This is a genomic window from Ectopseudomonas composti, assembly GCF_001567565.1.
In the GTDB taxonomy this organism is placed as follows: Bacteria; Pseudomonadota; Gammaproteobacteria; order Pseudomonadales; family Pseudomonadaceae; genus Aquipseudomonas; species Aquipseudomonas composti_A.
The window spans coordinates 218863-243426 of the sequence record NZ_LSSW01000030.1 but is presented as its reverse complement, the minus strand read 5'-3'; the positions used below and the strand labels follow the sequence as shown (position 1 = coordinate 243426).

At 63.9% G+C, this 24564-nt stretch carries 26 protein-coding genes; 8 read left to right on the top strand and 18 right to left on the bottom strand.

The annotated features are described in order from the left end of the window. Positions 1-37 precede the first annotated feature (37 nt). The 11 genes from PCLY_RS21425 to PCLY_RS21375 all read right to left on the bottom strand — a co-directional run bounded on the left by PCLY_RS21425 (position 38) and on the right by PCLY_RS21375 (position 9746). Positions 38-565, bottom strand: coding sequence for a DUF2878 domain-containing protein (locus PCLY_RS21425; RefSeq protein WP_061242084.1), 528 nt, complete (start codon positions 563-565; stop codon positions 38-40). Further along, entirely contained in the window at positions 558-1832 is a 1275-nt protein-coding gene (locus tag PCLY_RS21420; protein ID WP_061242082.1) for an SAM-dependent methyltransferase, read from the bottom strand. The genes PCLY_RS21425 and PCLY_RS21420 overlap by 8 nt, the downstream gene beginning before the upstream one ends. Next, positions 1819-2619, bottom strand: a complete 801-nt coding sequence (locus PCLY_RS21415) for a DUF1365 domain-containing protein (protein WP_061242081.1) — start codon at positions 2617-2619, stop codon at positions 1819-1821. The genes PCLY_RS21420 and PCLY_RS21415 overlap by 14 nt, the downstream gene beginning before the upstream one ends. Then, a complete protein-coding gene (locus tag PCLY_RS21410; protein WP_061242079.1) occupies positions 2619-3866 on the bottom strand; it encodes an NAD(P)/FAD-dependent oxidoreductase in 1248 nt (415 codons plus the stop codon). The genes PCLY_RS21415 and PCLY_RS21410 overlap by 1 nt, the downstream gene beginning before the upstream one ends. Next, entirely contained in the window at positions 3863-4618 is a 756-nt protein-coding gene (locus PCLY_RS21405; protein WP_061242076.1) for an SDR family NAD(P)-dependent oxidoreductase, read from the bottom strand. Before PCLY_RS21405 ends, PCLY_RS21410 begins: the two co-directional genes overlap by 4 nt. Next, the gene (locus PCLY_RS21400; RefSeq protein ID WP_061242074.1) at positions 4615-5037 is read right to left on the bottom strand and encodes a nuclear transport factor 2 family protein; all 423 of its coding nucleotides are present in this window, start codon (positions 5035-5037) and stop codon (positions 4615-4617) included. Before PCLY_RS21400 ends, PCLY_RS21405 begins: the two co-directional genes overlap by 4 nt. After that, positions 5034-6470: a deoxyribodipyrimidine photo-lyase gene (gene phrB, locus PCLY_RS21395; protein WP_061242072.1), complete on the bottom strand. Its 1437-nt coding sequence runs from the start codon at positions 6468-6470 to the stop codon at positions 5034-5036. The genes PCLY_RS21400 and phrB overlap by 4 nt, the downstream gene beginning before the upstream one ends. After that, positions 6458-7414 (bottom strand): MerR family transcriptional regulator, encoded by a 957-nt coding sequence (locus PCLY_RS21390; protein WP_061242070.1) that lies wholly within the window; start codon positions 7412-7414, stop codon positions 6458-6460. The genes phrB and PCLY_RS21390 overlap by 13 nt, the downstream gene beginning before the upstream one ends. Before the next feature lie 4 nt (positions 7415-7418). Then, positions 7419-8369, bottom strand: coding sequence for a YbgA family protein (locus PCLY_RS21385; protein ID WP_061242067.1), 951 nt, complete (start codon positions 8367-8369; stop codon positions 7419-7421). Between the two features lie 163 nt (positions 8370-8532). Continuing rightward, complete coding sequence (locus PCLY_RS21380; RefSeq protein ID WP_061242065.1) at positions 8533-8763, bottom strand: TIGR02450 family Trp-rich protein; 231 nt, start codon at positions 8761-8763, stop codon at positions 8533-8535. Next, positions 8760-9746, bottom strand: coding sequence for an NAD(P)/FAD-dependent oxidoreductase (locus PCLY_RS21375; protein WP_061242063.1), 987 nt, complete (start codon positions 9744-9746; stop codon positions 8760-8762). Before PCLY_RS21375 ends, PCLY_RS21380 begins: the two co-directional genes overlap by 4 nt. Before the next feature lie 334 nt (positions 9747-10080). Between PCLY_RS21375 and PCLY_RS21370 the strand changes: the two genes are divergently transcribed. The 4 genes from PCLY_RS21370 (at position 10081) to PCLY_RS21355 (ending at position 14716) form a co-directional block, all read left to right on the top strand. Continuing rightward, positions 10081-10983: a TIGR01777 family oxidoreductase gene (locus tag PCLY_RS21370; protein ID WP_061242061.1), complete on the top strand. Its 903-nt coding sequence runs from the start codon at positions 10081-10083 to the stop codon at positions 10981-10983. 154 nt (positions 10984-11137) lie between these two features. Then, a complete protein-coding gene (gene hemH / locus PCLY_RS21365) occupies positions 11138-12160 on the top strand; it encodes a ferrochelatase (protein ID WP_061242059.1) in 1023 nt (340 codons plus the stop codon). A gap of 307 nt (positions 12161-12467) precedes the next feature. Then, entirely contained in the window at positions 12468-13799 is a 1332-nt protein-coding gene (locus PCLY_RS21360) for a spinster family MFS transporter (protein WP_061242057.1), read from the top strand. A gap of 236 nt (positions 13800-14035) precedes the next feature. Beyond that, positions 14036-14716 carry a hypothetical protein gene (locus tag PCLY_RS21355; RefSeq protein WP_156458641.1) on the top strand — a complete coding sequence of 227 codons (681 nt, stop codon included), beginning with the start codon at positions 14036-14038 and terminating at the stop codon, positions 14714-14716. Between the two features lie 4 nt (positions 14717-14720). Here PCLY_RS21355 and PCLY_RS21350 read toward each other — a convergent pair whose 3' ends face one another. Further along, positions 14721-15443, bottom strand: coding sequence for a substrate-binding periplasmic protein (locus PCLY_RS21350; RefSeq protein WP_061242054.1), 723 nt, complete (start codon positions 15441-15443; stop codon positions 14721-14723). Positions 15444-15519: 76 nt separating this feature from the next. Beyond that, the gene (locus tag PCLY_RS21345; protein WP_061242053.1) at positions 15520-15861 is read right to left on the bottom strand and encodes a zinc ribbon domain-containing protein YjdM; all 342 of its coding nucleotides are present in this window, start codon (positions 15859-15861) and stop codon (positions 15520-15522) included. A gap of 466 nt (positions 15862-16327) precedes the next feature. Between PCLY_RS21345 and PCLY_RS21340 the strand changes: the two genes are divergently transcribed. After that, positions 16328-17122, top strand: coding sequence for a gamma-glutamyl-gamma-aminobutyrate hydrolase family protein (locus PCLY_RS21340; protein ID WP_061242051.1), 795 nt, complete (start codon positions 16328-16330; stop codon positions 17120-17122). 17 nt (positions 17123-17139) lie between these two features. Here the strand turns inward: PCLY_RS21340 and PCLY_RS21335 are convergent, their stop codons facing one another. The 3 genes from PCLY_RS21335 to PCLY_RS21325 form a co-directional block, all read right to left on the bottom strand. Next, positions 17140-17613, bottom strand: coding sequence for an LEA/WHy family protein (locus tag PCLY_RS21335; protein ID WP_061242048.1), 474 nt, complete (start codon positions 17611-17613; stop codon positions 17140-17142). Between the two features lie 54 nt (positions 17614-17667). After that, complete coding sequence (locus tag PCLY_RS21330) at positions 17668-18513, bottom strand: EamA family transporter (RefSeq protein WP_061242046.1); 846 nt, start codon at positions 18511-18513, stop codon at positions 17668-17670. Positions 18514-18633: 120 nt separating this feature from the next. Next, on the bottom strand, positions 18634-19440 hold the full coding sequence (locus PCLY_RS21325; RefSeq protein ID WP_061242044.1) for an outer membrane protein OmpK: 807 nt from the start codon (positions 19438-19440) through the stop codon (positions 18634-18636). Between the two features lie 429 nt (positions 19441-19869). Between PCLY_RS21325 and PCLY_RS21320 the strand changes: the two genes are divergently transcribed. Further along, entirely contained in the window at positions 19870-20664 is a 795-nt protein-coding gene (locus tag PCLY_RS21320; protein ID WP_061242042.1) for an SDR family NAD(P)-dependent oxidoreductase, read from the top strand. 17 nt (positions 20665-20681) lie between these two features. On the opposite strand, the gene PCLY_RS21315 is transcribed toward PCLY_RS21320, so the two are convergent. Beyond that, a complete protein-coding gene (locus PCLY_RS21315; RefSeq protein ID WP_061242040.1) occupies positions 20682-21248 on the bottom strand; it encodes a TetR/AcrR family transcriptional regulator in 567 nt (188 codons plus the stop codon). Positions 21249-21277: 29 nt separating this feature from the next. Continuing rightward, entirely contained in the window at positions 21278-21847 is a 570-nt protein-coding gene (locus PCLY_RS21310; RefSeq protein WP_061242038.1) for a PaaI family thioesterase, read from the bottom strand. A 95-nt stretch (positions 21848-21942) separates the two neighbouring features. Between PCLY_RS21310 and PCLY_RS21305 the strand changes: the two genes are divergently transcribed. Next, on the top strand, positions 21943-23142 hold the full coding sequence (locus PCLY_RS21305; protein ID WP_061242036.1) for an MFS transporter: 1200 nt from the start codon (positions 21943-21945) through the stop codon (positions 23140-23142). 15 nt (positions 23143-23157) lie between these two features. Next, positions 23158-24558: a dihydrolipoyl dehydrogenase gene (gene lpdA / locus PCLY_RS21300; RefSeq protein WP_061242034.1), complete on the top strand. Its 1401-nt coding sequence runs from the start codon at positions 23158-23160 to the stop codon at positions 24556-24558. Positions 24559-24564: the final 6 nt, after the last annotated feature.

Here is a 24564-nt window from a genome sequence, read left to right as displayed (position 1 = left end):
GACCGGCGCGGGGTTTGCGCTGACAGGCGTGCGCGCACTAAGCCGCTTGGCGGCTACGCAGGAGTTGTTCGTACTGCGCGCGGTACAGCTTGGCGAACCCGTGCAAGACCGGCATGACCACGGCCCAGACCAGCGCCAGAAGCGCCAGGGTTTGCCAGGTTCCGAGCGGCAGGCTGACGCCGGCGATCTTGGCGCCAGCGTAGTACGACAGCGGTGCGCTCAGCGCCCCCAGCAGGCTGGCGCGCCACCAGGGGCGTGCGGTCCAGGCCAGGCAATGATTGAGGGTGCTGGCCAGCAGCAGCCAGAGCAAGGCCAGCCACAGCGGGATCAGCTGGCGCTCCTCGCCGAAATCGAACACCCCGAGGTTGAGCAGAAAGCTGTCCAGCGCGCTGCCGGCGAGAAACACGCTGAGCAGCAGCTTGCCTTCGGCAGCCCAACTGCTGACCCAGAGCAGATGCACAGCGATGATCGCCGCCACCACCAGCAGCCAGGGGCTGTCGCCTGCGAAGACGCAGACCAGCCAGCCGAGCTGGAACAGGATGGCATTGGCGATCAGCTTAGGCATTGAGGTTTCCTAACAGTGGGGCAGGACGAGCGTCTGGCTTGGCCAGCAGCAGTTGCGCGGTGCCAATGGTGCGTTCGAGGAAGCCGCCTTCGCAATAGCAGAGGTAAAACTCCCACAGGCGATAGAAGTAATCGTCGTACCCCAGCTGTTCGAGGCGCTGCCTAGCCTGGCGCAGGTTGTCGTGCCACAGGCGCAGGGTGCGTGCGTAGTGCAGGCCGAAATCCTCCATGTGATGCAGGTTGAGGTCGGTATGCCGAGTCACGACCTCGAGCATCTTGTGCACCGACGGCAGGGCGCCACCGGGGAAGATATAGCGCTGGATGAAGTCCACCGACTGGCAGGCCTGCTCGTAGCGCTGGTCACGAATGGTGATGGCTTGCAGCAACATCAGGCCGTCAGGCTTGAGCAGCCGTGAGCATTGCTCGAAGTAGGTGGGCAGGAAGCGGTGGCCGACTGCCTCGATCATCTCGATGGATACCAGCTTGTCGTACTGGCCTTCCAGGTCGCGGTAGTCCTCCAGCAGCAGGGTGATGCGATCCTCCAGGCCCAGTTCACGAATGCGCCGCTGGGTGTGGTCATATTGCTCGCGTGACAGAGTGGTAGTGGTCACCCGGCAGCCATAGCGGCTGGCGGCGTGGATGGCCATGCTGCCCCAGCCAGTGCCGATCTCTAGCAGGTGGTCGCTGCGTTTAAGGTTGAGCTTCTGGCAGATGCGCTCGAGCTTGTTCAATTGGGCCTGCAGCAGGCTGTCGTCTTCGCTGCGGAACATGGCCGCCGAATACATCATGGTCGGGTCGAGGAACTGTTCGAACAGGTCGTTGCCCAGGTCGTAGTGCGCGGCGATGTTGCGTCGCGAGCCCTGCCGGGTGTTGCGGTTGAGCCAGTGCAGGCCCTGGATCAGTGGGCGGCCCACACGCGCCAGGCCGCCCTCCATTGCATCGAGCACATCGAGGTTGGCGACGAAGATGCGAATCACCGCAGTCAGATCCGGCGTGCTCCAGTAACCATGGATATAAGCCTCGCCCGAGCCGATCGAACCGTTGCCGGCGACCAGGCCCCAGACGGCCGGGTCGTGCACCGTGATCTCGGCGCGCAGGCGGGCCTGCGGCTGGCCAAAGTGCAGGCTTTCGCCGGCTTCATGGACAACCAGCAGGCCATGGCGCAGGTTCTGCAGCTGACGCAGTACGGCCCGGCGCAACAGGCCGGCGCCAATGCCATTGCCACTGCGTACCAGGTTTCTGGTGGAGGTCAGGCTAGAGCTTTTCATGGGGCATGTCCTTCACTTGCGTGCGGGCGACACGGAAGCTGCCTTCCGCTGGCTTGTGGTCGAAAATCGGGATGCGTTTGAACAGCAGGCGCATGGCCTGCCAGTAGATGGCGGCAAGGGTCTTGCCGGTCATCCAGGGGAAACTCAGCAGATAGCGGTGCAGGCTGCTGCGGTCGAGCGCTTCACGGCACAGACTGAGGCTGGCGTCGAAGACCTTGGTGTCGCCTTGCCAGTCGGCCATGTGCAGACCAAGACGCTCGCCGACGGCGCTGAAACTCATGCGGTATTGCAGCTCGCGCGGCAGAAAGGGCGAGACATGGAAGGCCTTGTCCACGCTGGCCTGCTGGCGGCCTTCGCCAGCGGCCGGCAGCACGTAGTGATAGCGTTCGCGCCATGGCGTATTGCGGACTTCACAGAGGATCGCCACCAGCCGCTGGTCGGCGTCATGGCAGTAGAAGATGCTCACCGGATTGAACGCCAGCCCCCAACTGCGCGGCTGGGTCAGCACGCAGATGCGACCTTGCGGGCGTGTGCCCAGTGCTTCCTCCACGCGATTGCGCACGGCCTCATGCAGCGCCACGCCCTGGCGGGTGGCTTCGGGCAGGTAATCGGTCTCGCGAAAGGCGAACGGCGCGAAGCGGCCGGAGCCGGCCAGCTTGGACAAGGCGAACAGCTGCGCCTGTTCGCTCAGGTCGAGATACAGCAGGCCCATGCGATAGCGAAAGGCATGGGCGCGCGGGGCGAAGCGGCGATGCTGCACCCAGCCGCTGTACAGGGCGCTGTGCATCAGAGTGTCTCACCGAAGGCGCGTGCCACGCGCAGCGCGCTGACCACGCCATCTTCATGAAAGCCATTGGCCCAGTAGGCGCCGCAGTAATAAGTGTGCTGAGCGCCGAGTAGTTCTTCCCAGCGCGCCTGCGCTGCCGTGCCGGCCAGGCTGTACTGCGGGTGAGCGTACTGGAAGCGCGCGAGGATCTTGCTCGGCTCGATGGCGGCAGTCTGGTTGAGGCTGACGCAGAAGGTGGTATCGCTGTCGATGCCCTGCAGGATGTTCATGTCATAGGTCACGGCAGCCATCTGTTCACGTGGCCCACCCAGGCGATAGTTCCAGCTGGCCCAGGCCAGCTTGCGCTTGGGCAGCAGGCGCGTATCGGTATGCAGCACCACGTCGTTGTTGGCGTAGGGCAGGGCGCCAAGGATGTCCCGTTCCGCTGCGCTGGCCTGATCGAGCAGCGCCAGCGCCTGGTCGCTGTGGCAGGCGAAGATCACCTTGTCGAAGCGCTCGCTGCCGGCAGCACTGTACAGGGTGACGCCGTCCTGATCGCGCACCACGCGGCTGACCGGGCAGTTGAGGCGGATGCGCTCGGCGAAGCTGGCGGTCAGCGGCGCCACGTAGCTGCGTGAGCCGCCTTCGATCACCTGCCAGGTCGGGCGGTCGCTGACCGAGAGCAGGCCGTGGTTCTTGCAGAAGCGCACGAAGAATTGCAGCGGGAAGCCGAGCATGTCGGTCAGCGACATCGACCAGATGGCCGAGCCCATCGGCACGATGTAGTGCTCGATGAAGCGGCGGCCATAACCGTTGCTGTCGAGGTACTGGCCAAGCGTGGTGTCGGCGCCGATGCGGTTGTTGGCCAGGTCGTCCTGCGACTGGCGGTTGAAGCGCAGGATATCGCGCAGCATGCCCCAGAACGCTGGCGACAGCAGGTTGCTGCGCTGGGCGAACAGGGTGTTGAGGTCGTGGCCGTTGTATTCCACGCCGGTGGCCGGGTCGCTGACCGAGAAACTCATTTCGGTGGGCTTGAAGGCGACGCCGACCTGCTCCAGCAGACGGATGAAGTTGGGGTAGGTCCAGTCGTTGAAGACGATGAAACCGGTGTCGACGGCATAGCTGCGGCCCTCGACTTCAACGTCGACGGTGTGGGTGTGGCCGCCGATCCAGTCGCTGGCCTCGAACACCTGAATGTCGTGCTGACGGTTGAGCAGGTAGGCACAGGTCAGGCCGGCGATGCCGCTGCCGACGATGGCGATTTTCATGCGTTGTCCTCGTTACGCGCCAGACGGCGACCTATGGCCAGTTGCAGGCTGCTCGGCAGGCTGCCGAGCAGTTTCAGGATGGCGATGAAGGGAGTGGGGAAGGCGATTTCGCGCGGGCGCTTGTCCAGGCGTTCGGCGATATGCCGCGCGGCGCGTTCCACGGGCCAGCGCATGGGCATGGGGAAGTCGTTCTTCTGCGTCAGCGGGGTGTCGACGAAACCCGGGCTGACCAGGGTGACGTCGATCCCCTCGGCGGCCAGGTCGATGCGCAGGCTTTGCAGCAGATAGCGCATGGCCGCCTTGGAGGCGCCGTAGGCTTCGGAGCGCGGCAATGGCAGGAAGGTGACCGAACTGCCGACGCCGACCAGGTGCGGACGATTGCCCTGGCGCAGCAGGGGCAGGGCGGCCTCGATGCAGTAGCTGGCGGCGAACAGGTTGGTGCTGACCACGCGTTCGATCATCGCCGCCTCGAACTGGCGCACTTCGATGTATTCGCAGGTGCCGGCGTTGAGGATCACGCAATCGAGCGCGCCCCACTGGCGAGCGATGCGTTCGCCGATGGCGCGTACCTGCTCGGCGTCGGTCAGGTCGCCCGGCACCACCAGTACCTGCTCGCCGTAGCGCGTGGCGAGGTCCTCAAGCGGGCCACTGCTGCGGGCACTGACGGCCACTTGGTGGCCGGCTTGCAGCAATTGTTCGGCCAGTGCGGCACCGATGCCGCTGCTGGCGCCGGTAAGCCAGATACGTTTCATGCCAGCCTCCGTTTCAGCCAGGCGATTACGCCGCCCAGTACCGGCAGGTGTTCATAGAGCAATGCGCCGGCGTCGAAGTAGTCGCGGTGCTGATAGACGCGGTCACGCCAGCGCAGGTGCGAGCAGCCCTCGACGGCGATTTCCTCGCCGCCACGCAGGCGTGGGTGGCGATAGCGCATGGTCCAGCGCAGGTAGCCCTCGCCTTCCGCGACCTCATCGAAACCGTGGAACTCGAAGTGCAGCGTCTCGACATTGGCGTACAGCTCGGCGAAATAGCGCCGCACTGCGCTCAGCCCGTGCACCTCATGCAGCGGATCGCGAAACAGCACGTCGTCGCTGTACAGCTCACCCAGCAGGTCGAGGTTGTCCTTGTTCAGTGCGGTGAAACGCTCGGCGAAGGTTTCCAGGAAGCTGCTCATGCCGGAACCTCCCGCGCAGACAGGTTCTTGAACGCGTCCAAGGCGCGCTGGCGCGAGCGTGACAGGTCGACGATCGGGCGCGGATAGGCGGTGGGCGCGAATAGTCCGCCGAGCGCCGACGGATCATGGATGTCGCGCTTGTTCAGGCCGGCCAGTTCCGGCAACCACTGGCGAATGAACTGGCCGTCGGGGTCGAACTTCTGCGACTGGCTGATCGGGTTGAAGATGCGGAAGTAGGGTGCGGCATCGGTGCCGGTGGAGGCGCTCCACTGCCAGCCGCCGTTGTTCGCTGCGAGGTCGCCGTCGATCAGGTGGCGCATGAAGAAACGCTCACCCTCACGCCAGTCGATCAGCAGGTTCTTGGTCAGGAACATGGCCACGACCATGCGCAGACGGTTGTGCATCCAGCCGGTTTCCAGCAGCTGGCGCATCGCCGCATCGATGATCGGCAGGCCGGTGCGGCCTTCCTGCCAGGCGGCCAGCTCCTCCGGTGCGCGGCGCCACGGCAGCGCCTCGGTCTCCAGGCGGAAGGCGCGGTGTCGCGAGACACGCGGGTAGCCGACCAGAATGTGCTTGTAGAACTCGCGCCAGAGCAGCTCGTTGATCCAGGTAACGGCGCCTGGGTTGCCGCTGTCGAACTCGCCCTGATTGGCCGCCAGGGCCGCGTGCAGGCACTGGCGTGGCGAGACCACGCCAGCGGCCAGGTAAGCCGACAGCTGGCTGGTGCCGGGCTTGGCCGGATAGTCGCGTTCGTCCTTGTAGAAGGCCACCTGTTCGTCGGCGAAGCACTCCAGGCGCTGCTGAGCCACGCGTTCTCCGGCTGGCCAGAGCAGGCGCAGGCTGGCGCTGGGGGTGGCGAAACCTTCGACGCTGCCTGGGATGGCGTCGCTGTCGATGGCCAGGGGCGCCTGCGCCTTGGGTGCTGGTATCAGCGCCGGCAGTGCGGTGTGCAGGCGCTCGTAGCACACCTTGCGGAACTGGCTGTAGACCTGGAAGTAGCCGCCGGAGCGGGTCAGCACGCTGCCCGGTTTGAACAGCAACTGATCGAGATGGCTATGCCAGGCAATATCCTGCTGGCCGAGGTACGCGGCGACCTGCTGATCGCGCAGGCTCTCGTTGCTGCCGTATTCCTCGTTGACGTGCACGGCGCAGATGTCGTGTGCATGGCAGACCTCGGCGACCTGCGCCGGCACCTCGCTCCAGTCGTCACAGTGGCGCACCAGCAGTGGCACGTTGAGGGCAGCCAGGGCCTTGCTCAGTTCGGCCAGGTTGCGCAGCCAGAAGTCCACCTTGCTCGGGGCGTCGTCGTGACGCTGCCATTGGCCTGGTGTGACGAGATACAGGGCGACGGTCGCACCACTGCCCATGGCCCGGCTCAGGGCGGTGTTGTCCTGGGTACGCAGATCGCTGCGAAACCAAATCAGTTGCTGCATGGGGTTACCTCTTTGGCGCCAATCAGGCCGTGGCGGAGCAGCCAGGCATGGGCGGCGAGCGGGTCACAGGCCGACTCCAGGCCGGTCAGCGCATCGCGGTGAATGTGGGCGGCAGGGCCGGCGATCAGCAGGGGCACAGGGCACAGTTCGGCCAGGCGCGGCAGGTGGCGGCGCAGCAGGGTGCCCTCCAGTGCTTCTTCGGCGTACAGCAGCACCGCGCGCGGGGCGATGAATTCCAGTGCCGTCAGCAGTTCGTTGGGTGGCAGCGGCCAGTCGAAGACTTCCACTGGGCAGTCGCTGGCGCTGGCCAGCCAGGCGCACAGCCACAGGCCCGGCTCCATCGGCGCCTCGCCGAGGTTCATCAGCAGCAGCGGCGCGCCACCGACCTGGCGATTGCAGTGGTAGAGACGGGTGGCCAGCTTGCTGCGCAGCCAGGAGAGGAAGAACACCTGCTCGGCGCGTGCGCCGAACTGGCCTTGCCAGCGTTGCCGCAGGTCGCCCAGGAGCGGCCAGAACAGTTGCTCGGCCAGGGTGCTGGCAGGGTAGAGCGCCAGGGCCGAGTTGAAGCGGTCGTCGAGGCGTCGTTCGTTGAGCTGGATGATGCAGGCGAGCAGTTCGTTGCGCTGGCGTGACCAGTTGTCGGTACTGGTGGTCTGGGGCACCTGACCGTGGTCGAGCAGCGCCTTGACCTGGCCGACGGCGACGCCGCGCGCCAGCCAGGCGAGGATGGTGTTGATGCGTTCGAGGTTGGCTGGCGAATAGAGGCGGTGCCCCTTGGGCGTGCGGTACGGCACGATCAGCCCATAGCGGCGCTCCCAGGCGCGCAGGGTCACGGCGTTGATGCCGGTGCTGCGCGCCACCTCGCGAATCGGCAGGTAGCCTTCTTCGAGTGCCTGGCGGTAGTCGTGGCCGACCTCTTCGTCGGCGATGGTTTCGCGGCTCATGGCATCACAGCGCATTGCGCAGGCTGAGGGGCTCGGGGTGCGGCTGCAGGTAAGCCTGCTCGGCGATGTAGCGATCCGGGTGACGGCGGAAGTGGTGCTTGAGCAGCGTCAGCGGCACCACCAGCGGCACGATGCCGTCGCGGTACTGGCCGATCAGTTGCTGCATTTCCTGTCTCTCGTCGGCGCTCAGCGCGCGCTTGAGGTAGCCGCTCAGATGCTGCAGCACGTTGCTGTGGGTGCCGCGCGTCGCACATTTCTTCAGTGCGCTCATCAGCTCGCTGAAATACTGCGGCGCCAGCTCACCAAGATCGTGCTGCGCGAGTTCGCCGAGCAGGCGGCCGAGTGACTTGTAGCGCACCGGGTCGGTGGCCATCAGCAGGTACTTGTAGCGTGAGTGGAAGGCGATCAGCGCGCGTCGCGTCAGGCCCTGCTGCAGCAGGCGTTGCCATGCGGCGTGGGCGTACACGCGGGTGATGAAGTTCTCGCGCAGCACCGGGTCGTTGAGGCGGCCGTCTTCTTCCACCGGCAGGTCCGGATGGCGGGCGCAGAAGGCGGCGGCGAAGATGCCACGGCCCGGTTCGCTCGGGCGCCCACCTTCCTGGTAGACCTTGACCCGCTCCAGGCCGCAGGAGGGTGACTGCTGCATGAAGATGTAGCCGCTGATGCCTTGCAGTTCATTGGCCATGCGTTCGCCGTAGGCGGCCAGTGCATCGGTGACGTCACGTGAACGCTCGACGGTGCCCACGGCGCGCGGCGCCTGCGGATCACCGACCAGGCGAATCGGTTCCCGTGGTATCGGCATGCCAATAGCCACCTCGGGACAGACCGGGATGAAGTCGAAGTGTTCGGTCAGGCTGCGACTGCACAGGCGCGACAGCTTGTGGCCGCCGTTGTAGCGGACTTCGGCACCCAGCAGGCAGGCGCTGATACCCAGTTTGGCTTTGCTCGCTTGCATAACCTGACCTCATGAGACCTTGTACATGAAGTGATTCATGTACAACTTGTGTCCACTATAGATGCGCAGTTATACAAGTCAAATACTTTGTATAGGTTTGGTATTGGTTTTTCTGTGCAGGCAGGCGGCGTCGGCCGAGGGGCCGCCAGGTATCGCGGGAGGGTCAGCGCCAGCCTTGCAGCCAGTGTTCGCTGTCTTGCAGTTGGCGCCAGTCGAGTGGCTGGCTGCGGTGTGTCAGTACGGCCTGAAGCTCGACACCGATGACGTTGTCTGCCTCGTCGCGGATCAGTTCGGTGACCAGAAAGTGGCGCTCGCGGTTCTGCGGCCGCGCCGCCGTCCATTTCGACAGCAGCAGTTTGCGCGGGTTGAGGCGGCGCTTGCCGGGCGTGCTCATTGCAAGTGCTCGAGTAGGCGGCGCGCAGCATCCTGGCCACTGAGCCAGGCCCCTTCGACGCGGCCCGACAGGCACCAGTCGCCGCAGGCATACAGGCCCAGGTCGGCGTCGGCCAGCGCGCCCCATTGGTGCGCCTGGGCCGGGCGGGCATAGAGCCAGCGATGGGCAAGCGTGAGACTGGGGGCCGGCACGGCGCAGCCGATCAGCTCGGCGAAAGCGCCGTGCAGTTGCTCGATCACGGCCTCCTTGGGCAGATCCAGATGCTGCCGGCTCCAGGCGCTGCTGGCGTGCAGCACCCAGGTGTCGAAGTGGTTGTCGCGGCCGGGCTTGCTGCGGTTGCGGGCCATCCAGTCGAGCGGGCTGTCCTGTACGAAGCAGCCTTCGACGCGGGTGTCCAGCGGCCGCTCGAAGCCCAGCGCCACTGCCCAGGTCGGATCCATGATCACGCTCGCCGCTGTACCGGCCAGTTTGGGCGCGGCAGCCAGCAGGGCGCTCGCTTGCGGGGCCGGTGTCGCGACGATCACGTGGCTGTAAGGGCCGTGGCTGTTGCCTTCGGCATCCTGCAGGCTCCAGTAGCGGTCGCCGCGGAACACTTCGGTGATACGGCAACTGAACTTGACCGGCAGGGCGCCGAGCATGGCGCGGGTGATGGCGCTCATGCGTGGGCTGCCGACCCAGCGCAGTTGCTCATCGGGAGAGGCGCTGAGCTGGCCGTCCTGAGCGTTGTACAGGCTCGGTTGCCACTCGGCGACCCAGCCACGGGCTTGCCATTGCTGCACGACCTCGATGAAGCGACGGTCGCGGGCGGTGAAGTATTGAGCGCCGAGATCCAGGCTGCCGGCGTCGCTGCGCTTGCTCGCCATGCGCCCGCCGCTACCTCGGCTCTTGTCGAACAGTTCGATGTCCTGGCCGGCAGCGTGCAGGGCCTGGGCGGCTGAGAGTCCTGCGATGCCGGTGCCAATGATGGCGATGGGTGCGTTCATGGTTACCTCGTCAGCGCTGAATGCTATACAGGCTAAGGTTTGGACAAAAGCTATACAAGAGTGTTTTCATGTACAGCTGATGCCGTTCGAACCTGCTCAAAGCCTGCTGCGCGTCGGCTCTGCGGCGTTAAAAACAGGCTCGGACTGCTCATTTACAACTCGTAAACTCCGCGTCCTCGCCTGTTTTTGCCTTGCATAGCTCTAGCTCGCGAGCCTTTGAACAGGTTCTGAGTGGCGCTCCCTTGCTTTAGGTTTAGGACAAACGCGACAGGTGTGCGCGTCATGAACCAGACTAAAGGTGAAGTTTCTTCCATTGCCATGCGAGGACGATGCCATGCATATCCTGCTGACCGGCGGTACCGGTCTGATCGGTCGAGCGCTTTGCGCGCACTGGACCGAGCAGGGCCACCGCCTGACTGTCTGGAGCCGCGAGCCGAGCAAGGTCGCGCACCTTTGCGGTGCTGACGTTCGAGGTGTCGCCCGGCTCGAGGAGCTGGGCGAAGAACCCCTGGACGCCGTGATCAACCTGGCCGGCGCGCCGATTGCCGACAAGCCCTGGAGTAGCAAGCGCAAGGCGCTGCTGTGGTCCAGCCGTATCGGCCTGACCGAGCAGTTGCTGAGCTGGCTGCAGGGGCGTACGCAGCGTCCTGCGGTGCTGCTGTCGGGCTCGGCGGTAGGCTGGTACGGCAACGGCGGCGAGCGCGAGCTGAATGAGGGCATGCTTGCGGTAACTGACGATTTCGCCGCGCAACTGTGCGGCGCCTGGGAGGAAACCGCGCTGCGCGCCGAGGAGCTGGGGATTCGCGTGGTGCTGATCCGCACCGGCCTGGTGCTGAGCCCTGATGGCGGCATGCTGAAGCGGCTGTTGCTGCCGTTCAGGTTGGGGCTGGGCGGGCGCATCGGCGACGGCCGACAATGGATGCCGTGGATTCATATTGCCGATCAAATCGGCCTGATGGATTTTCTCTTGCAGCAGGGCGACGCCCGCGGTCCTTATAATGCCTGCGCGCCCATGCCGGCGCGCAATGCCGAGTTCAGCAAGGCGCTGGGACAGGCGCTGAGTCGACCGACCCTGTTACCGGCACCGGCCTTCGTCTTGCGCGCTGCACTCGGTGAGATGTCCGAGCTGCTGCTGGGTGGTCAGCGCGCGGTGCCGGCGCGTTTGCTGGAGGCGGGCTTCAGTTTTCGTTTCACCCATCTGGATGTGGCCCTGGTGGATTTGCTGGGTCATCAATGAGCGCAGGCTGTTGCAGAACTACCTGCGTTGCCATTGCGGCGTTAAAAACAGGCTCGGAATGATCATTTACAGTACGTAAACTGCGCTTCCTCGCCGGTTTCGCCTTGCACTGGCTGCCTCGCTAACATTTTTCAAAAGCCTGCTGGGATTTCGCATGACCGATCACGCATTGTTGCTGGTTAACCTGGGTTCGCCCGCGTCCACCGAAGTAGCCGATGTTCGCCGTTACCTCAATCAGTTCCTTATGGATCCCTATGTCATCGACCTGCCATGGCCGCTGCGTCGTTTGCTGGTGTCGCTGATTCTGATCAAGCGTCCAGCGGCATCGGCACATGCCTACGCCTCGATCTGGTGGCAGGAGGGTTCGCCGCTGGTGGTGATCAGCCGCCGTCTACAGGAGGCGATGAAGGCGCAGTGGACCCAGGGCCCTGTCGAGCTGGCCATGCGCTATGGCGAGCCCTCCATCGAGTCGACCCTGCAGCGTCTGGCCGCGCAGGGTATTCGTGAAGTGACCCTGGCGCCGCTGTATCCGCAGTTTGCCGACAGCACCACCACCACGGTGATCGAGGAGGTCAAGCGGGTGGTGCGTGAGCGCGGGCTGGACATGCGCCTGTCCACGCTACCGCCGTTCTACGATCAGCCGGAGTACCTCGATGCCCTGGTGGCCAGCGCCAAGCCTTACCTGGAGCAGGATTTCGACCATTTGCTGTTGAGCTTCCACGGCCTGCCGGAACGCCACCTGCACAAGCTCGACCCCAGCGGCCATTGCCTGAAAGGCGACGACTGCTGCCGCAGTGCTTCGCCCGAAGTGCTGGCCACCTGTTATCGCGCGCAGTGCCTGCGCAGCGCCGAGCTGTTCGCCCAGCGCATGGGCCTGCGCCCGGAGCAGTGGTCGGTGAGCTTCCAGTCGCGCCTGGGCCGCGCCAAGTGGATCGAGCCCTACACCGAGACGCGTCTCGACGAACTGGCGGCGCAGGGCGTGAAGAAGCTGCTGGTGATGTGCCCGGCCTTCGTCGCCGATTGCATCGAGACCCTGGAGGAGATCGGCGACCGTGGCCGCGAGCAGTTCGTCGAAGCCGGTGGCGAAAGCCTGCAGCTGGTGCCCTGCCTGAACGATCATGCTGATTGGGCGGCGGCACTGAAGGTGCTGTGCGAGCGCGCGCCAGTGATGGTCTGAACGTCCGTTGAACGTCGGGGCGAGGCATTCGCCTCGGCGGGTATGAAGCATTCGCCGATCTGATAACACCTTCGAGCGATACTCACCGCTGTTTATATCGTCCTAAGCTGACGGCTCTTTCAACCACCGCGCATCGCGTCAAGGGTGCTTCTAAAAACTATCTGCGTTGTCATCGCTGCGTTAAAAACAGGCTCAAAATGCTCATTTACAGCTCGTAAACTGCGCTTTTTCGCCGGTTTTTGCCTTGCGCTGACTGCCTCGCCTACGTTTTTAAAAGCACCCCCAAGCGGTGCCGAGGAGAGCGTCCGTGCATAACAACAATAACGGCTACCCCTCCAGTGTCCGCGCCTGGGCCACTGTTGCCATCCTGATGGTGGCGTACGTTCTGTCCTTCGTCGATCGGCAGATTCTCAACCTGCTGGTCGAGCCCATCCGCCGTGACCTGGCGATCAACGATACGCAGATGAGTCTGCTGATGGGGCTGTCGTTCGCGTTGTTCTACACCATCTGCGGCATTCCGCTGGGGCGCGTGGCCGATACCCGCAGCCGCCGCGGTTTGATCACCGTGGGCATTCTGTTCTGGAGTGCTGCCACCGCAGCCTGTGGCATGGCCAAGCTGTACTGGCAGTTCCTGCTCTGTCGCATCGGCGTGGGCGTGGGTGAGGCGGCGCTGTCGCCGGCGGCCTACTCGCTGATCGCTGACAGCTTTCCTGCCGAGCGCCGTGCCACGGCCATCAGTGTCTATTCGATGGGCGTCTACCTGGGTTCGGGCTTGGCCTTTCTGGTCGGAGGTCTGGTCATCCAGTTCGCCTCCGCGCAGGGTGACGTGACCTTGCCGGTGCTGGGGGAGGTGCGTCCCTGGCAATTGATCTTTCTGATCCTCGGGGTTGCCGGGGTGCTCTTCACCCTGTTGATGCTGGCGGTCAAGGAACCGAGCCGGCGCGGTGCCGGCGCGGGTGTCGCGGTACCGCTCAGCGAGGTGGGACGCTACATTCGCGCCAATCGCCGCACCGTGCTGCTGCACAACTTCGGTTTCGCCGGGCTGGCCTTCGCTGGCTATGGCAGCGCAGCCTGGGTGCCGACCTTCTATATCCGCACCTACGGCTGGGATGCCGGCCAGGTCGGCATCGTCTACGGCAGCATCGTTGCGGTGTTTGGCTGCCTGGGGATCGTCTTTGGTGGGCGCCTGGCGGACTGGATGGCCAAGCGCGGGCGCAGCGATGCCAACATGCGTGTCGGCCTCTATGCCGCGCTGGGGGCGCTGCCGCTGGTCGTGTTGTTCCCGCTGATGGACAGCGCCTTCTGGGCCAGTGTGCTGATGGCGCCGACGGTGTTCTGCCTGAGCATGCCGTTCGGTGTGGCGCCGGCGGCGATCCAGGAAATCATGCCCAACTCGATGCGCGGCCAGGCGTCGGCCATCTATCTGTTCGTCATCACCCTGATCGGTCTGGGCGTTGGGCCGACTGCCGTGGCGCTGGTGACTGATTTCGTCTTTGCCGATGACGGTGCTCTGCGCTATTCGCTGCTGATCGTCACCACCCTGGCGGTGTCGATGTCGATCATCCTGCTGAGCAAGAGCTTGAAGCCCTACCGTGAAAGCGTAACGCGGCTGGAGCAATGGGCCGCCAATCCGGCCTGAACAGACGCTTTTTCCTCGCGTGCCGAGCAATGATCGGCACGTTTTATGCGCCAGTGCACGGGCGCTGTGGAATTTTTGCGCTTTACTGATGTTCTGAGTGTTGCGCGCGCCACTGTGGCGCGTGCCAGCCAGGGAACCTTTGCATGGGAGTGAGGCCCGTGTCTGCCGCATGGGGCAGGCCATTCAACAGCTCGGCATTCTGGCTGCGGACAGTGCTGCCCGGGTTGGCCGCGCTGATGCTGCTCAGTGGCTGCAGCGGTCGTCTAGATAACGACTCCATTCTCAATACACGCAGTCCGATCAAGCCCACCGAAGTGCTGCAGACTGACGTCGATCGTATGGCCACCCTGGCCATGCGCAACAATCTCAACAGCCTGTACCGGCTGATGCACAAGCTCTACCAGCGCAACCCGCGTGAATGGCGCAAGAACTCGCTGCCCGATGCCGCCAGCGCAGAGCGCGCCATCCAGTACGCCATCGAACACAATCAGGACTGGCCAACCCTGGGCGGCAGGCGCGATGTCGCCGCACTGGATTATTCGCTGAGCCCGGCCTTCCAGGGCGACCGTGTGGCCGCTTTCACCTATGCCATTGGCAGCATGCTGGTGACCGCTCACGGTGGTCGCACCGAGTTCTACCTGACCGACAGCTTCAATGCACAGTTCATCCACAACGCCGCGCGCAATCTGGAGAAGGCCGGCTGGATGCTGTCGCAGCGGCGTGATGCCACGGGTCGGCCGCTGCTGCTATCGAACGAGTTCTCCGAGCAGGGTAACAACCTCAGTTATGCGGTGGAGTTCGGCAAGATGGTGGCGCGTCTCGATCTGCTCACCCATGTGCTGGAGGAGCGCTACCGGCGTATGGGCGCCAATTACGCGCAGAGTCTTTTCCTGCTGAATTTCCTCCCGGTGCAGTAGCGCGTCACTGATTCCAGCGTTGCTGAATTTCGTCCAGCTTGCCGGCGTTGCGCAGGCGCACCAGCGCTTCGGAAAACTGCCGTGCACGCTCGATATCGCCTTTGGCGAAGGCGACGAAACGTGGCATCTGGATCAGCGGGCGAGGGAGCACGCGCACCTGATTCTGCGCGCGCTGTTCGCGAACGAAGTAGAGCAACTGGGTATGGTCGCCGACGATGATGTCGATGCGTCCGGCCAGCAGCATCGACACCAGTTGCCGTGGATTCTGCGCGCTGGTGTCACGGGCCAGATCGGCGTGGTCGAAGTTCTCCTCATAGGAGTAACCGCGAACCTGGCCGATCACGTACGGCGACAGGTCACGCAGCGTCTTCCAGTCCGCGATGGCAGTCTTGGCCGTGGTCATGAACACCGTCGAGCCACTGCGCAGCGGGCCGACCAGTTCGTATTGCCGTTGACGCTGCGGGGTGCCGGCGAACTGAAAGGCCATCTGCACCTCGCCGCGATCGAGCATGCGCTTGACCCGCTCCCAGGGATAAAGACGGATTTCGTACGCTACGTTGGCTTCGTCCAGTACCGCGTCGACCAGTTCGACGTCGAGCCCGCGCGGAGTATCGTCCTCGGCAGTGACGAAGCTGTAAGGGGCGAACTGTTCGTCGCCCACCACCCGCCAGGGCTGTGCTGCCAGCGAATTGGTCAGCGCCAGTAGAGCAATTAGCAGATAGCGCATGGCGGTTTCCTCGTGGCTGGCCTGTATCTGAGGCTAGCCAATTTCTGCGAGGAAGGGAGGGCGCTGTGTGACTGAATCAGACCTTGCGCACGAACTCGGACTTGAGCTTCATCGCGCCGATGCCATCGATCTTGCAATCGATGTCGTGATCGCCGTCGACCAGACGAATGTTCTTCACCTTGGTGCCGACCTTGACCACCAGCGACGAGCCCTTGACCTTGAGATCCTTGATCACGGTGATGGTGTCGCCGTCCTGCAGCAGGTTGCCTACCGAATCCTTGATCACCCGTGCGTCATCACCCGCGTCGGCGCTTTCACCGGCTTTCCACTCGTGGGCGCATTCGGGGCAGATCAGCTGATCGCCGTCTTCGTAGGTGTATTCGGAGTTGCATTTGGGGCAGGGCGGCAGAGCGGTCAAGGGGTGTCCTCGGTACGGGTGAGAAACCGCAGATTATATAGGGTTTTGTTGAAAAACGCCGCCCTGGGAAGTGGTGCGTCCGAGTGCTTGGGTGTTTTAAATATTGGACCTTTTGCAACGTGGTGGTTTCGCTGGAATGGCAGCTTTTTCTTCTTAGAGGGCATTAAACGGGGAGTTTGGAGCTGAGGTAGTGCAAGATTTCGGGTTGATTTGTTTGACATATTTTACGGCTCGGGCAGACTGGCTGCAGATTCCGTTGCCGAATCGGGTAATGGGCTGCGTTGCTGCAGCCCCTCTCCAGATGGAGTTGACCCGGTTCGAGCCGCCGTCGGAAGGCGGCACTCAGGCTCAGGATGAGCCTCGGTGCATGGGGTTAGCCAAACAGGCCGCACGTGCTACAGCAGAGGGTTCTGCTGGCCGCCGGCCTGCACAGCAACGATAGGCCCGGCCTGTCCCAAGGTGACTTATGTCCAACAACAAGAACCGCAACAATCCCCGCAAACCCGTCGTGTTGATGTCCATGGGCGCTCAAGAGCGCAAGGGCCACGACTATCAGGTAATGACTCACAAATACATCCAGCCCCTGGTCGAGTTTTCCGGTTGCGTGCCGGTGCTGGTGCCCACCTGCTGTGGTATCGAGGACCTCGAGCAGTATCTGGATATGGTCGATGGCGTGTACCTGACCGGCGCCGGCAGCAATATCGACCCGGCGCTTTACGGGCAGGAGAACGAAACGCCGAACAAGGGGCAGGATCGCGACCGCGACCTGTTCGACCTACCGCTGATTCGTGCCGCTATCGCCCGCGGCTTGCCGATCTTCGGTATCTGCCGGGGTATGCAGGAAATCAACGTGGCGCTGGGCGGCGACATTTACCAGAAGGTCTATGCCGAGCCTGGCTTCAACGACCATCGGGAAAATCCCGACGACCCGGTCGAGGTGCAGTACGCCCCCAGCCACAGCGTGCGTCCGCTTCCCGGTAGCTGGTTCGCCGAGCTGATGGGCAAGGACGAGATTCAGGTCAACTCCCTGCACGGCCAGGCCATTCGCAACCTGGGCAAGGGCCTGGAAGTACTGGCCACCGCCGAGGATGGCCTGATCGAGGCGGTTCATGCGCCGAGCCTCTCGCCTTTCCTGGTTGCGGTGCAGTGGCACCCGGAATGGCAGGCTGCGCTGAACCCCGATTCGGTGAAGATCTTCCAGGCCTTTGGTGACGCCTGCCACCGCCGAGTTGCCTCGCGCAATGGTCGTCGCGCTGCCTGAACCTGCCAGCCCCTGCGTCAGTAGGGGCTCGGCGGTTGCGGCCAGTTCAGGGTGCCACTGTCTTTGAAGCGGCGCGTACCAAACAGGCCATCGGCCAGTTTGCCGCGCAGCACGTAGGGCACCTCCTGGCCGGGTTGATAGCCGGCCACGCCCCAGGCCTGCCGCATCACTGAAAACGCCGAAATGCTTACCGGCACGCTCAATACCGTTTCACCGAAGCGTGGCACGCTGCCGCTCTGGTCGCTGACGCCACTGGCCAGCGGCTGGCCGTTGACGTCCAGATCCAACGCCATGCCGTTGAAGCTTACCGCGCTGTCATTGGGGTTCTGCACCCGCAACTTGACTGCGAAACGCACTTCCAGCCCCTGGCCGGGCAAGGGTTCCAGGTCAACCAGATCGACCCGTAGCGGATCACGATTACCCAGGCTGGCGCAGGCACCCAGGGTGGCCGCGAACATGCTGATCAAGCAAAGACGAAGCAGACGAGGCATGACAATCTTCCCTGGACGTTATGGGGGCAGGATAGAAGACAGCTGTGTGCGCCATTAGCTCCCGGCGCGTTGTCTTGCGCCCAGTACCAGTGCGATGCCGCCGAGCACGGCAACGGCGCTCAAGGTCAGGCGCAGGGACAGCGCTTCGTTGAGCAGCAGGCTGCCACCGAGCGCGGCGAGAATCGGTACGCTCAACTGCACCGTGGCCGCCTGGCTGGCGCGCAGGCCGGGCAGGGCGCTGTACCAGATGGCGTAGCCGACGCCCGAGGTCAGCGCGCCGGACAGCACGGCATAGAAGAGGCCAGGGCCGTCCCAGTCGAGCTGAGGCAACAGCACCAACGCCAACAGCACGGCGAGGGGAGCCGCTCGCAGAAAGTTGCCGGCGGTCACGGCCAACGGATCACCCTGGCCGCGCCCGAGCAACGAGTACGCGCCCCAGGCGATACCGGCCAGCAGCATCAGCAAGGTCGCCAGCAACGGTGGTGCGCTGGCGCCGGGCAGCAGCAGCGCCAGCAGGCCGGCCGTGGCCAGCGCCGTACCGAGGCTGGCGACCAGGCCCAGGCGTTCGCCGCGCAGCAAGCCCCAGAGCAGCATGCTCAACTGCACCGCACCGAACAGCAGCAGGGCGCCGATGCCGGTATCCAGCTGCAGATAGGCGAAGGAAAAAGCTGCGGCATAGGTGAACAGCGCCAGTGCCCCAGGCCAGTTGCCGGCGATGGGTTGCCTAGTCTGCCTCAGCTTGAGCAACAGCCAGAGCGTCAGCGCGCCGGCAAGCAGGCGGATGGCGGTGAAGCTGGCCGCATCGATATCGGTTTCACGCAGCGCCAGGCGGCACAGCAGCGAGTTGCCGGCGAAGGCCAGCATGGCAAGGCAGGTTAGCAGCAGGATACGCGGTGGCATCGTCCATCCTTGGCTGAAGGTCTGGTGATGCCTGGCAGCTAACCACGTCAGGCTGGGCGATGGCATTGGCAGAAGGTCGCAAGTGGCTGCGACCTTGGCCATTCGGGCGGGGGATTACCGTTAGAAGTGCGCTTTGACCAGCAGGCTGGCGGTGTTCTGGTCGGTCGAGCCCACGAAGTTCTCGCTGACGAAGCCACCATCCTTGATGCCGTACTTGTTCTTCCAGTAGTCGTACTCGATGCCCACGTACAGCTGTTTCTCGCCCCACTTCAGCGCCTTGCCCAGGTCGTACTTGATCTGCGGGTTGAAGTGCAGGTTGGCGTGGTAGTCGCCATGGCGGTTGCTGTCGTTGTCCACCACCCAGTCCATGAAACCGTCGATGAGAATGTCCGATTCGCCCACTGCGATGGTGTAGCTCCACACCGGGGTGATCTGCCAGACATTGCTGCCGGCGCGGCTGCCGTCAGTGGTGCGCAGGTAGGTGTTGAGCTGGAAGTAATCGAAACCGGGGATGTCCAGGTCGACTGCCGGGCCGATCAGGTAGGACTCGACGTCATCTTCGCCGAACTCGTAGGTGGTCGAGATCAGCACGTCCTTGATCGGGCCAAAGGAGAGGTCGGCACCGGTGATCTTGCCCAGCGAGAAGCGTGGGCTGAACTCGCCGTAGAAGGTATGGCCGTCACCTGCGCCATTGGTGGCGTCAGTGTTGTATTTGATGAAATCGGTGAAGAAGAACAGGTCGCCGAAGCTCCAGCCGCTGGCGTGCTCGAAGGTGATGGTCTGCTGGATTTCCGGGTCGATCTTGAAGTCCTGGCCGTAGAGATAGGTCAGGCTGTTGTTCTGCCACTGCAGCAGGTCACCGGCGATGGCCTGGCCGCCCGCCAGCAGACCGCCGGCCAGCGCCAGCGAAGAAAGTGTGCGATTCATGAAAGCTCCTGGTGGTTAAGACGTGTCGTTATGATTTTTTTGGCCTGGGATCTCTGGCGGACACTTTTCGGGTCGCTGCTGAGCGACGTTGAGCAGCGCTCGCGTCGGTTTTAAACCTGTCCGCCTGGTCAGGCTGGTGCTGCTAGAGCAAGAACGGCGCCAATTTTCGTGATTGCGCATATCCCTTGCAAATCAATCGTATAAACAGATTTTCAGGATCGTTTCGTTGTATCGGGTGCACTGTTTTCTGACCGATAGGACAAAAAAGCCATAACTTGGTGCGCAACCGTTTGGCGGCGGCTGCAGCGCTTTCTCAGGGGTGTGCTTGATTAGTTTGATTATGGTCGTAATATAAATATTAAATTATGGCTGTAATTCTATTGGTGGGAGGATGCCCTCTCACTCACCACACCACCCTGGAGACTCATCATGACTGCCCAAGATACCCCCGGAACCGCTCTGATCACTGGTGCCTCGTCCGGCATTGGCGCCACTTATGCCGAACGCCTGGCACGGCGCGGCTACGACTTGCTGCTGGTCGCGCGTGATGCCCAGCGCCTGGATACACTGGCCAAGCGTCTGGGCGCGGAGTACGGCGTTGCGGTCGAAGTGATGCCGGCGGATCTCACCAGCAAGGCCGATGTGCTCAAGGTGGAAAAGCGCCTGCGGGAGGATGCGTCCCTCGCGCTGCTGGTCAATAACGCGGGCGTTGCCATGAATGGTCCGTTGGCGTCCGCTGATCTGGAGCAGGCCGAGAGCATGATCCAGCTCAACGTCGTGGCGCTGACCCGTCTGGCAGCGGCGGCCGCGGCCAACTTCTCCGCAGTCGGCCGCGGCGGAATCATCAACCTCGGCTCGGTGGTGGCACTGGCGCCGGAAATGTTCAATGCCATTTACAGCGCGACCAAAGCTTATGTGCTGAGTTTGACCCAGACCCTGGCTGGCGAGCTGCGGGGTTCGGGTGTGCAACTACAGGCCGTGATGCCGGGCGTGACCCGCACCGAAATCTGGCAGCGCAGCGGCACCGACGCTTCGGCGCTGCCGCCGTCGATGATCATGGAAGTGGGTGAGATGGTCGATGCCGCGCTGGCTGGTTTCGATCAGCAGGAGTTGGTGACCATTCCCTCGTTACCCGACGCCGCCGACTGGGATGCCTTCGTCAAGGCACGTGCGGCGCTGGGGCCGAACCTGTCTCACGACAAGGCCGCAGCGCGCTACAAGTGATGCCAGGCGCAAGGCCGTTACTGGTCTTGCGTCTTTTCGATCAACAGGCGGCGGGTCGTATGCAGCAGGCGGTCGGACAGCTCCGGGTCCTTGACGCTACGCGACAGCAGCAGTGCGCCGATCATGGCCGAGAGCATCAGTACGCTTTCGTCCTCCGCGTTTTCACCTTCCAGGTTCTGCTCGATCAGTGCCAGGCGATTGCGCACCATCGCATCGGTGGTGGCGCTCGGTTCACCGCGCTGGCCCAGTTCGGCAGACATGGTCGGTAATGGGCAGCCGGCGCCGGGATTGTCACGGTGCAGGTCGGACAGGTAGCGCTGGATGAACAGCGGCAAGGGCGACTCGGCGCTGTGCAGCACTTCGGCCGTGCTGCTTTCCAGGGTCTGCACGGCGTGCTGCAGCGCCGTTTCCACCAGGTCATCCTTGGACTTGAAGTGAGCGTAGAAACCGCCATGGGTCAGGCCCAGCGCCTTCATCAGTGGCTGCAAGCCCGTGGCCCCAACGCCGTCGCGGCGAAAGCGCAGTGCCGCTTCCTCGATGATGCGTTGATGGGTCTTGGCCTTGTGATCTTCCGAATAGCGCATGGCGGGCCTCGTCTATCAAATGTTGCCTGTCATCTTACACCCGCGTCGTTGTTCTGGCGCGGCGCATTCATATCGAGAATCAGGCAAGTGGTGGAGGCGACGGCGTACAGGCGTTCGTCGACGTCATACAGACGGCCTTCGGCCAGTGCGGTGGAGCGGCCGAGGTGGATGATGCGGCCCTCGGCGCGCACCGGGCCGGCCTCGCTGCGCAGGGCGCGGATGTAGCTCACTCGCAAGTCGGCGGTGGTGTAGCCCTGGCCCGGTTTGAGCAGGGTGTGCACGGCGCAGCCCATGCAGGAGTCGAGCAGGGTGGCGATGTAGCCTCCGTGTACGCTGCCCAGCGGATTGTAGTGGCGCTGGTCGGGCATGCCCTGGAAGACGAACAGGCCGCTGGCCCACTGCACCGGGGTGAAGTCGAGCACGGCGTTGATCGGTGGCGACGGCAGCTCGCCACGGCCGATGCCGTCGAAGAAATCCATCGGCGTCATGGCGGCGACTTCCGCCAGGCTGAGGGTGCCGGGCGCGGCCAGCTGGCTGCGCACAGCCTGCTCTTCGGCGATCCAGGCGGCGAGGAGGGCATCTCGGGATAGGGCGGTCATACAGGCTCCAGATAAATATGATGGACGACATTCAATGTTTCATATTATGGTCGAAATATAAATGGCCGCCAGTCGCTGCCCATCGGAGCCTTGTCATGCCACCTTCCCGAGTTCTGCTGATCATCCTGATGCTGCTCACTGCGCTGGGGGAAACCTCCACCCAGTTGCTCATTCCTGCGCTGGGCGAGCTGGAGCGTGGTTTGAATGCCAAGCCGGGTAGCAGCCTGCTGGCGCTGTCGCTGTTCGTCGGCGCCTTTGGCCTTGGCCAGCTGCTGCTCGGGCCGCTGTCGGATCGCCTGGGGCGCCGGCCGGTATTGCTCGCCGGCTTGAGCCTCTACCTGCTGGCGACCCTGGGTATGCTGCTGGCGCCGAACATCGAGGTGCTGATCGGTCTGCGCGTGCTGCAGGGCTTGGGCGCTTGTGCGGCGCTGGTGCTGGCGCGGGCCATCGTCCGCGATGTGTGGCAGGAGCGTGCGGGGCCGGCGCTGGCACTGGCGGTGCTGGGCATGTTCGCCGCCATCGTCTTGTCACCGGTGGTCGGTGGCCTGCTGACCCAATACGGCGGCTGGCGCGCACCGCTGCTGGCGACCCTGGTGCTGGGCAGCCTGGCCTTGCTGTCGGTGCTCGGCAGCTACCGCGAGACGCATCTGCAGCGTGATCCACAGGCCGGCCGGCTCAAGGGCTTGCTGGCCAGCTACCTGCAGGTTTGGCCCAGTTGCCGCGCGCTGGCGCTGACCATCGCCTGCACCTATGGCGCGATGTTCGTTGTGGTAGCCGGCTCGTCGTCGGTGTACATCGGTTTGCTGGGCCTCAGCGCCGCGCAGTATGGCCTGACCTTCGCTCTGATCGTTTCCGGCCTGCTCGGTGGTGCAGTGTTCACCCTGCGCAATGTGCAGCGCCTGGGGCCGCAACGGGTAGTGGGTATCGGTGTGGCGCTGGTGCTGGCCGGGTCGCTGCTGACCCTGGTGGTCTATCTGCTGTTCGGCCTGTCGCTGCTGGGGCTGTCACTGCCGCAGGTGCTGGTGACGTTGGGCGGCGGCATGCTGCTGCCGGCCGCCGTGGCTGGCGCGGTGATTCCCAACCCCCAGTGCGCCGGGCTGGCGGCGGGGCTGATGGGCTTCTCGCAGATGGCCGGCGCCACCGTCGCTGGCCTGCTGCTGGGCGCCCTGCAGGATGGCTCGGCCTGGCCTATGGTTGCCTTGAACGCGCTGTTCGCCGTGCTGGCGTTTCTGTTCTTCCATTTCTTGCGCCTGCGCCCGGTCGCCACGACTGCGGCGCTCGGCAAACTCCCCTGATCCGAGGACAAAGTAATGAGCAGCTATGACGTGGTCATCATCGGCGCCGGCCCCGGCGGTTACAACGCCGCCATTCGTGCCGGCCAGTTGGGCCTGAAAGTGGCCTGTGTGGAAGGGCGCGAAACCCTCGGTGGCACCTGCCTGAACGTCGGCTGCATGCCATCCAAGGCGCTGCTGCATGCCTCCGAACTCTACGAGGCGGCTGCCGGCGGAGAGCTGAGTGCGCTGGGGGTGGAGGTCACGCCGACGCTCAACCTGGCGCAGATGATGAAGCAGAAGGCCGATAGCGTCGACGCACTGACCAAGGGGGTGGAATTCCTGTTTCGCAAGAACAAGGTGGAATGGGTCAAGGGCTGGGGGCGCATCGACGGCCCCGGGCGTGTACAGGTCAAACTGAGCGAAGGCGGCGAGCGCCTGCTGGAGACGCAGAACATCGTCATTGCCACCGGCTCCGAACCGACGCCGTTGCCGGGCGTGGTTATCGACAATGTACGCATCCTCGATTCCACTGGCGCGCTGTCACTGCCGGAGGTGCCCAAGCATCTGGTGGTAATCGGCGCCGGGGTGATCGGCCTGGAGCTGGGCTCGGTATGGCGTCGCCTGGGTAGCCAGGTGACCGTGGTGGAATACCTCGAGCGCATCTGCCCCGGCCTGGACGGCGAAACCGCCAAGACGCTGCAGCGCACGCTCGGCAAGCAGGGCATGAGCTTCAAGCTGGGCACCAAGGTCACGGGGGCCAAGACCAGCGAGGCGGGCGTCAGTCTGAGCCTGGAACCAGCTGCCGGCGGCGCGGCTGAAACCCTGGACGCCGACTACGTGCTGGTGGCCATCGGGCGGCGCCCCTATACCCACGGACTAGGGCTGGACAGCGTCGGCCTAAACACCGACAAGCGCGGCATGCTCGGCAACGAAAAACACCAGAGCGGCGTACCCGGTATGTGGGTAATCGGCGACGTCACCTCCGGCCCGATGCTCGCACACAAGGCCGAGGACGAGGCCGTGGCCTGCATCGAGCGCATCGCCGGGCATGCGGCAGAGGTCAACTATGGGGTGATTCCCGGCGTGATCTACACCCGTCCGGAAGTGGCCAGCGTCGGCAAGGGCGAGGAGGAGCTGAAGGCCGAGGGCCGCGCCTACAAGGTCGGCAAGTTCCCCTTCACCGCTAACAGTCGAGCGAAGATCAATCACGAAACCGAAGGCTTCGTGAAAATTCTCGCCGACGCCAACACCGACCAGATTCTCGGCGTGCACATGATCGGTCCGAGCGTGGGCGAGCTGATCGGCGAGTACTGCGTGGCCATGGAGTTCTCAGCCTCGGCCGAGGACATCGCGCTGACCTGCCACCCGCACCCGACTCGTTCGGAAGCCGGGCGTCAGGCGGCGATGGGCGTGCATGGCTGGACGATGCAGGCCTGAGAGGTG

What these genes read in the sequence shown, in the direction of transcription:
- PCLY_RS21335 (WP_061242048.1), bottom strand. Translation starts at nt 17,613, where the DNA reads ATGCCTCGTCTGCTTCGTCTTTGCTTGATCAGCATGTTCGCGGCCACC.
- PCLY_RS21375 (WP_061242063.1), bottom strand. Translation starts at nt 9,746, where the DNA reads ATGAACGCACCCATCGCCATCATTGGCACCGGCATCGCAGGACTCTCA.
- PCLY_RS21385 (WP_061242067.1), bottom strand. Translation starts at nt 8,369, where the DNA reads ATGCAAGCGAGCAAAGCCAAACTGGGTATCAGCGCCTGCCTGCTGGGT.
- PCLY_RS21370 (WP_061242061.1), top strand. Translation starts at nt 10,081, where the DNA reads ATGCATATCCTGCTGACCGGCGGTACCGGTCTGATCGGTCGAGCGCTT.
- PCLY_RS21355 (WP_156458641.1), top strand. Translation starts at nt 14,036, where the DNA reads ATGCTGCTCAGTGGCTGCAGCGGTCGTCTAGATAACGACTCCATTCTC.
- PCLY_RS21380 (WP_061242065.1), bottom strand. Translation starts at nt 8,763, where the DNA reads ATGAGCACGCCCGGCAAGCGCCGCCTCAACCCGCGCAAACTGCTGCTG.
- PCLY_RS21330 (WP_061242046.1), bottom strand. Translation starts at nt 18,513, where the DNA reads ATGCCACCGCGTATCCTGCTGCTAACCTGCCTTGCCATGCTGGCCTTC.
- PCLY_RS21325 (WP_061242044.1), bottom strand. Translation starts at nt 19,440, where the DNA reads ATGAATCGCACACTTTCTTCGCTGGCGCTGGCCGGCGGTCTGCTGGCG.
- lpdA (WP_061242034.1), top strand. Translation starts at nt 23,158, where the DNA reads ATGAGCAGCTATGACGTGGTCATCATCGGCGCCGGCCCCGGCGGTTAC.
- PCLY_RS21425 (WP_061242084.1), bottom strand. Translation starts at nt 565, where the DNA reads ATGCCTAAGCTGATCGCCAATGCCATCCTGTTCCAGCTCGGCTGGCTG.
- phrB (WP_061242072.1), bottom strand. Translation starts at nt 6,470, where the DNA reads ATGCAGCAACTGATTTGGTTTCGCAGCGATCTGCGTACCCAGGACAAC.
- PCLY_RS21305 (WP_061242036.1), top strand. Translation starts at nt 21,943, where the DNA reads ATGCCACCTTCCCGAGTTCTGCTGATCATCCTGATGCTGCTCACTGCG.
- PCLY_RS21415 (WP_061242081.1), bottom strand. Translation starts at nt 2,619, where the DNA reads ATGCACAGCGCCCTGTACAGCGGCTGGGTGCAGCATCGCCGCTTCGCC.
- PCLY_RS21390 (WP_061242070.1), bottom strand. Translation starts at nt 7,414, where the DNA reads ATGAGCCGCGAAACCATCGCCGACGAAGAGGTCGGCCACGACTACCGC.
- PCLY_RS21320 (WP_061242042.1), top strand. Translation starts at nt 19,870, where the DNA reads ATGACTGCCCAAGATACCCCCGGAACCGCTCTGATCACTGGTGCCTCG.
- PCLY_RS21310 (WP_061242038.1), bottom strand. Translation starts at nt 21,847, where the DNA reads ATGACCGCCCTATCCCGAGATGCCCTCCTCGCCGCCTGGATCGCCGAA.
- PCLY_RS21340 (WP_061242051.1), top strand. Translation starts at nt 16,328, where the DNA reads ATGTCCAACAACAAGAACCGCAACAATCCCCGCAAACCCGTCGTGTTG.
- PCLY_RS21315 (WP_061242040.1), bottom strand. Translation starts at nt 21,248, where the DNA reads ATGCGCTATTCGGAAGATCACAAGGCCAAGACCCATCAACGCATCATC.
- PCLY_RS21410 (WP_061242079.1), bottom strand. Translation starts at nt 3,866, where the DNA reads ATGAAAATCGCCATCGTCGGCAGCGGCATCGCCGGCCTGACCTGTGCC.
- PCLY_RS21400 (WP_061242074.1), bottom strand. Translation starts at nt 5,037, where the DNA reads ATGAGCAGCTTCCTGGAAACCTTCGCCGAGCGTTTCACCGCACTGAAC.
- PCLY_RS21405 (WP_061242076.1), bottom strand. Translation starts at nt 4,618, where the DNA reads ATGAAACGTATCTGGCTTACCGGCGCCAGCAGCGGCATCGGTGCCGCA.
- PCLY_RS21350 (WP_061242054.1), bottom strand. Translation starts at nt 15,443, where the DNA reads ATGCGCTATCTGCTAATTGCTCTACTGGCGCTGACCAATTCGCTGGCA.
- PCLY_RS21420 (WP_061242082.1), bottom strand. Translation starts at nt 1,832, where the DNA reads ATGAAAAGCTCTAGCCTGACCTCCACCAGAAACCTGGTACGCAGTGGC.
- hemH (WP_061242059.1), top strand. Translation starts at nt 11,138, where the DNA reads ATGACCGATCACGCATTGTTGCTGGTTAACCTGGGTTCGCCCGCGTCC.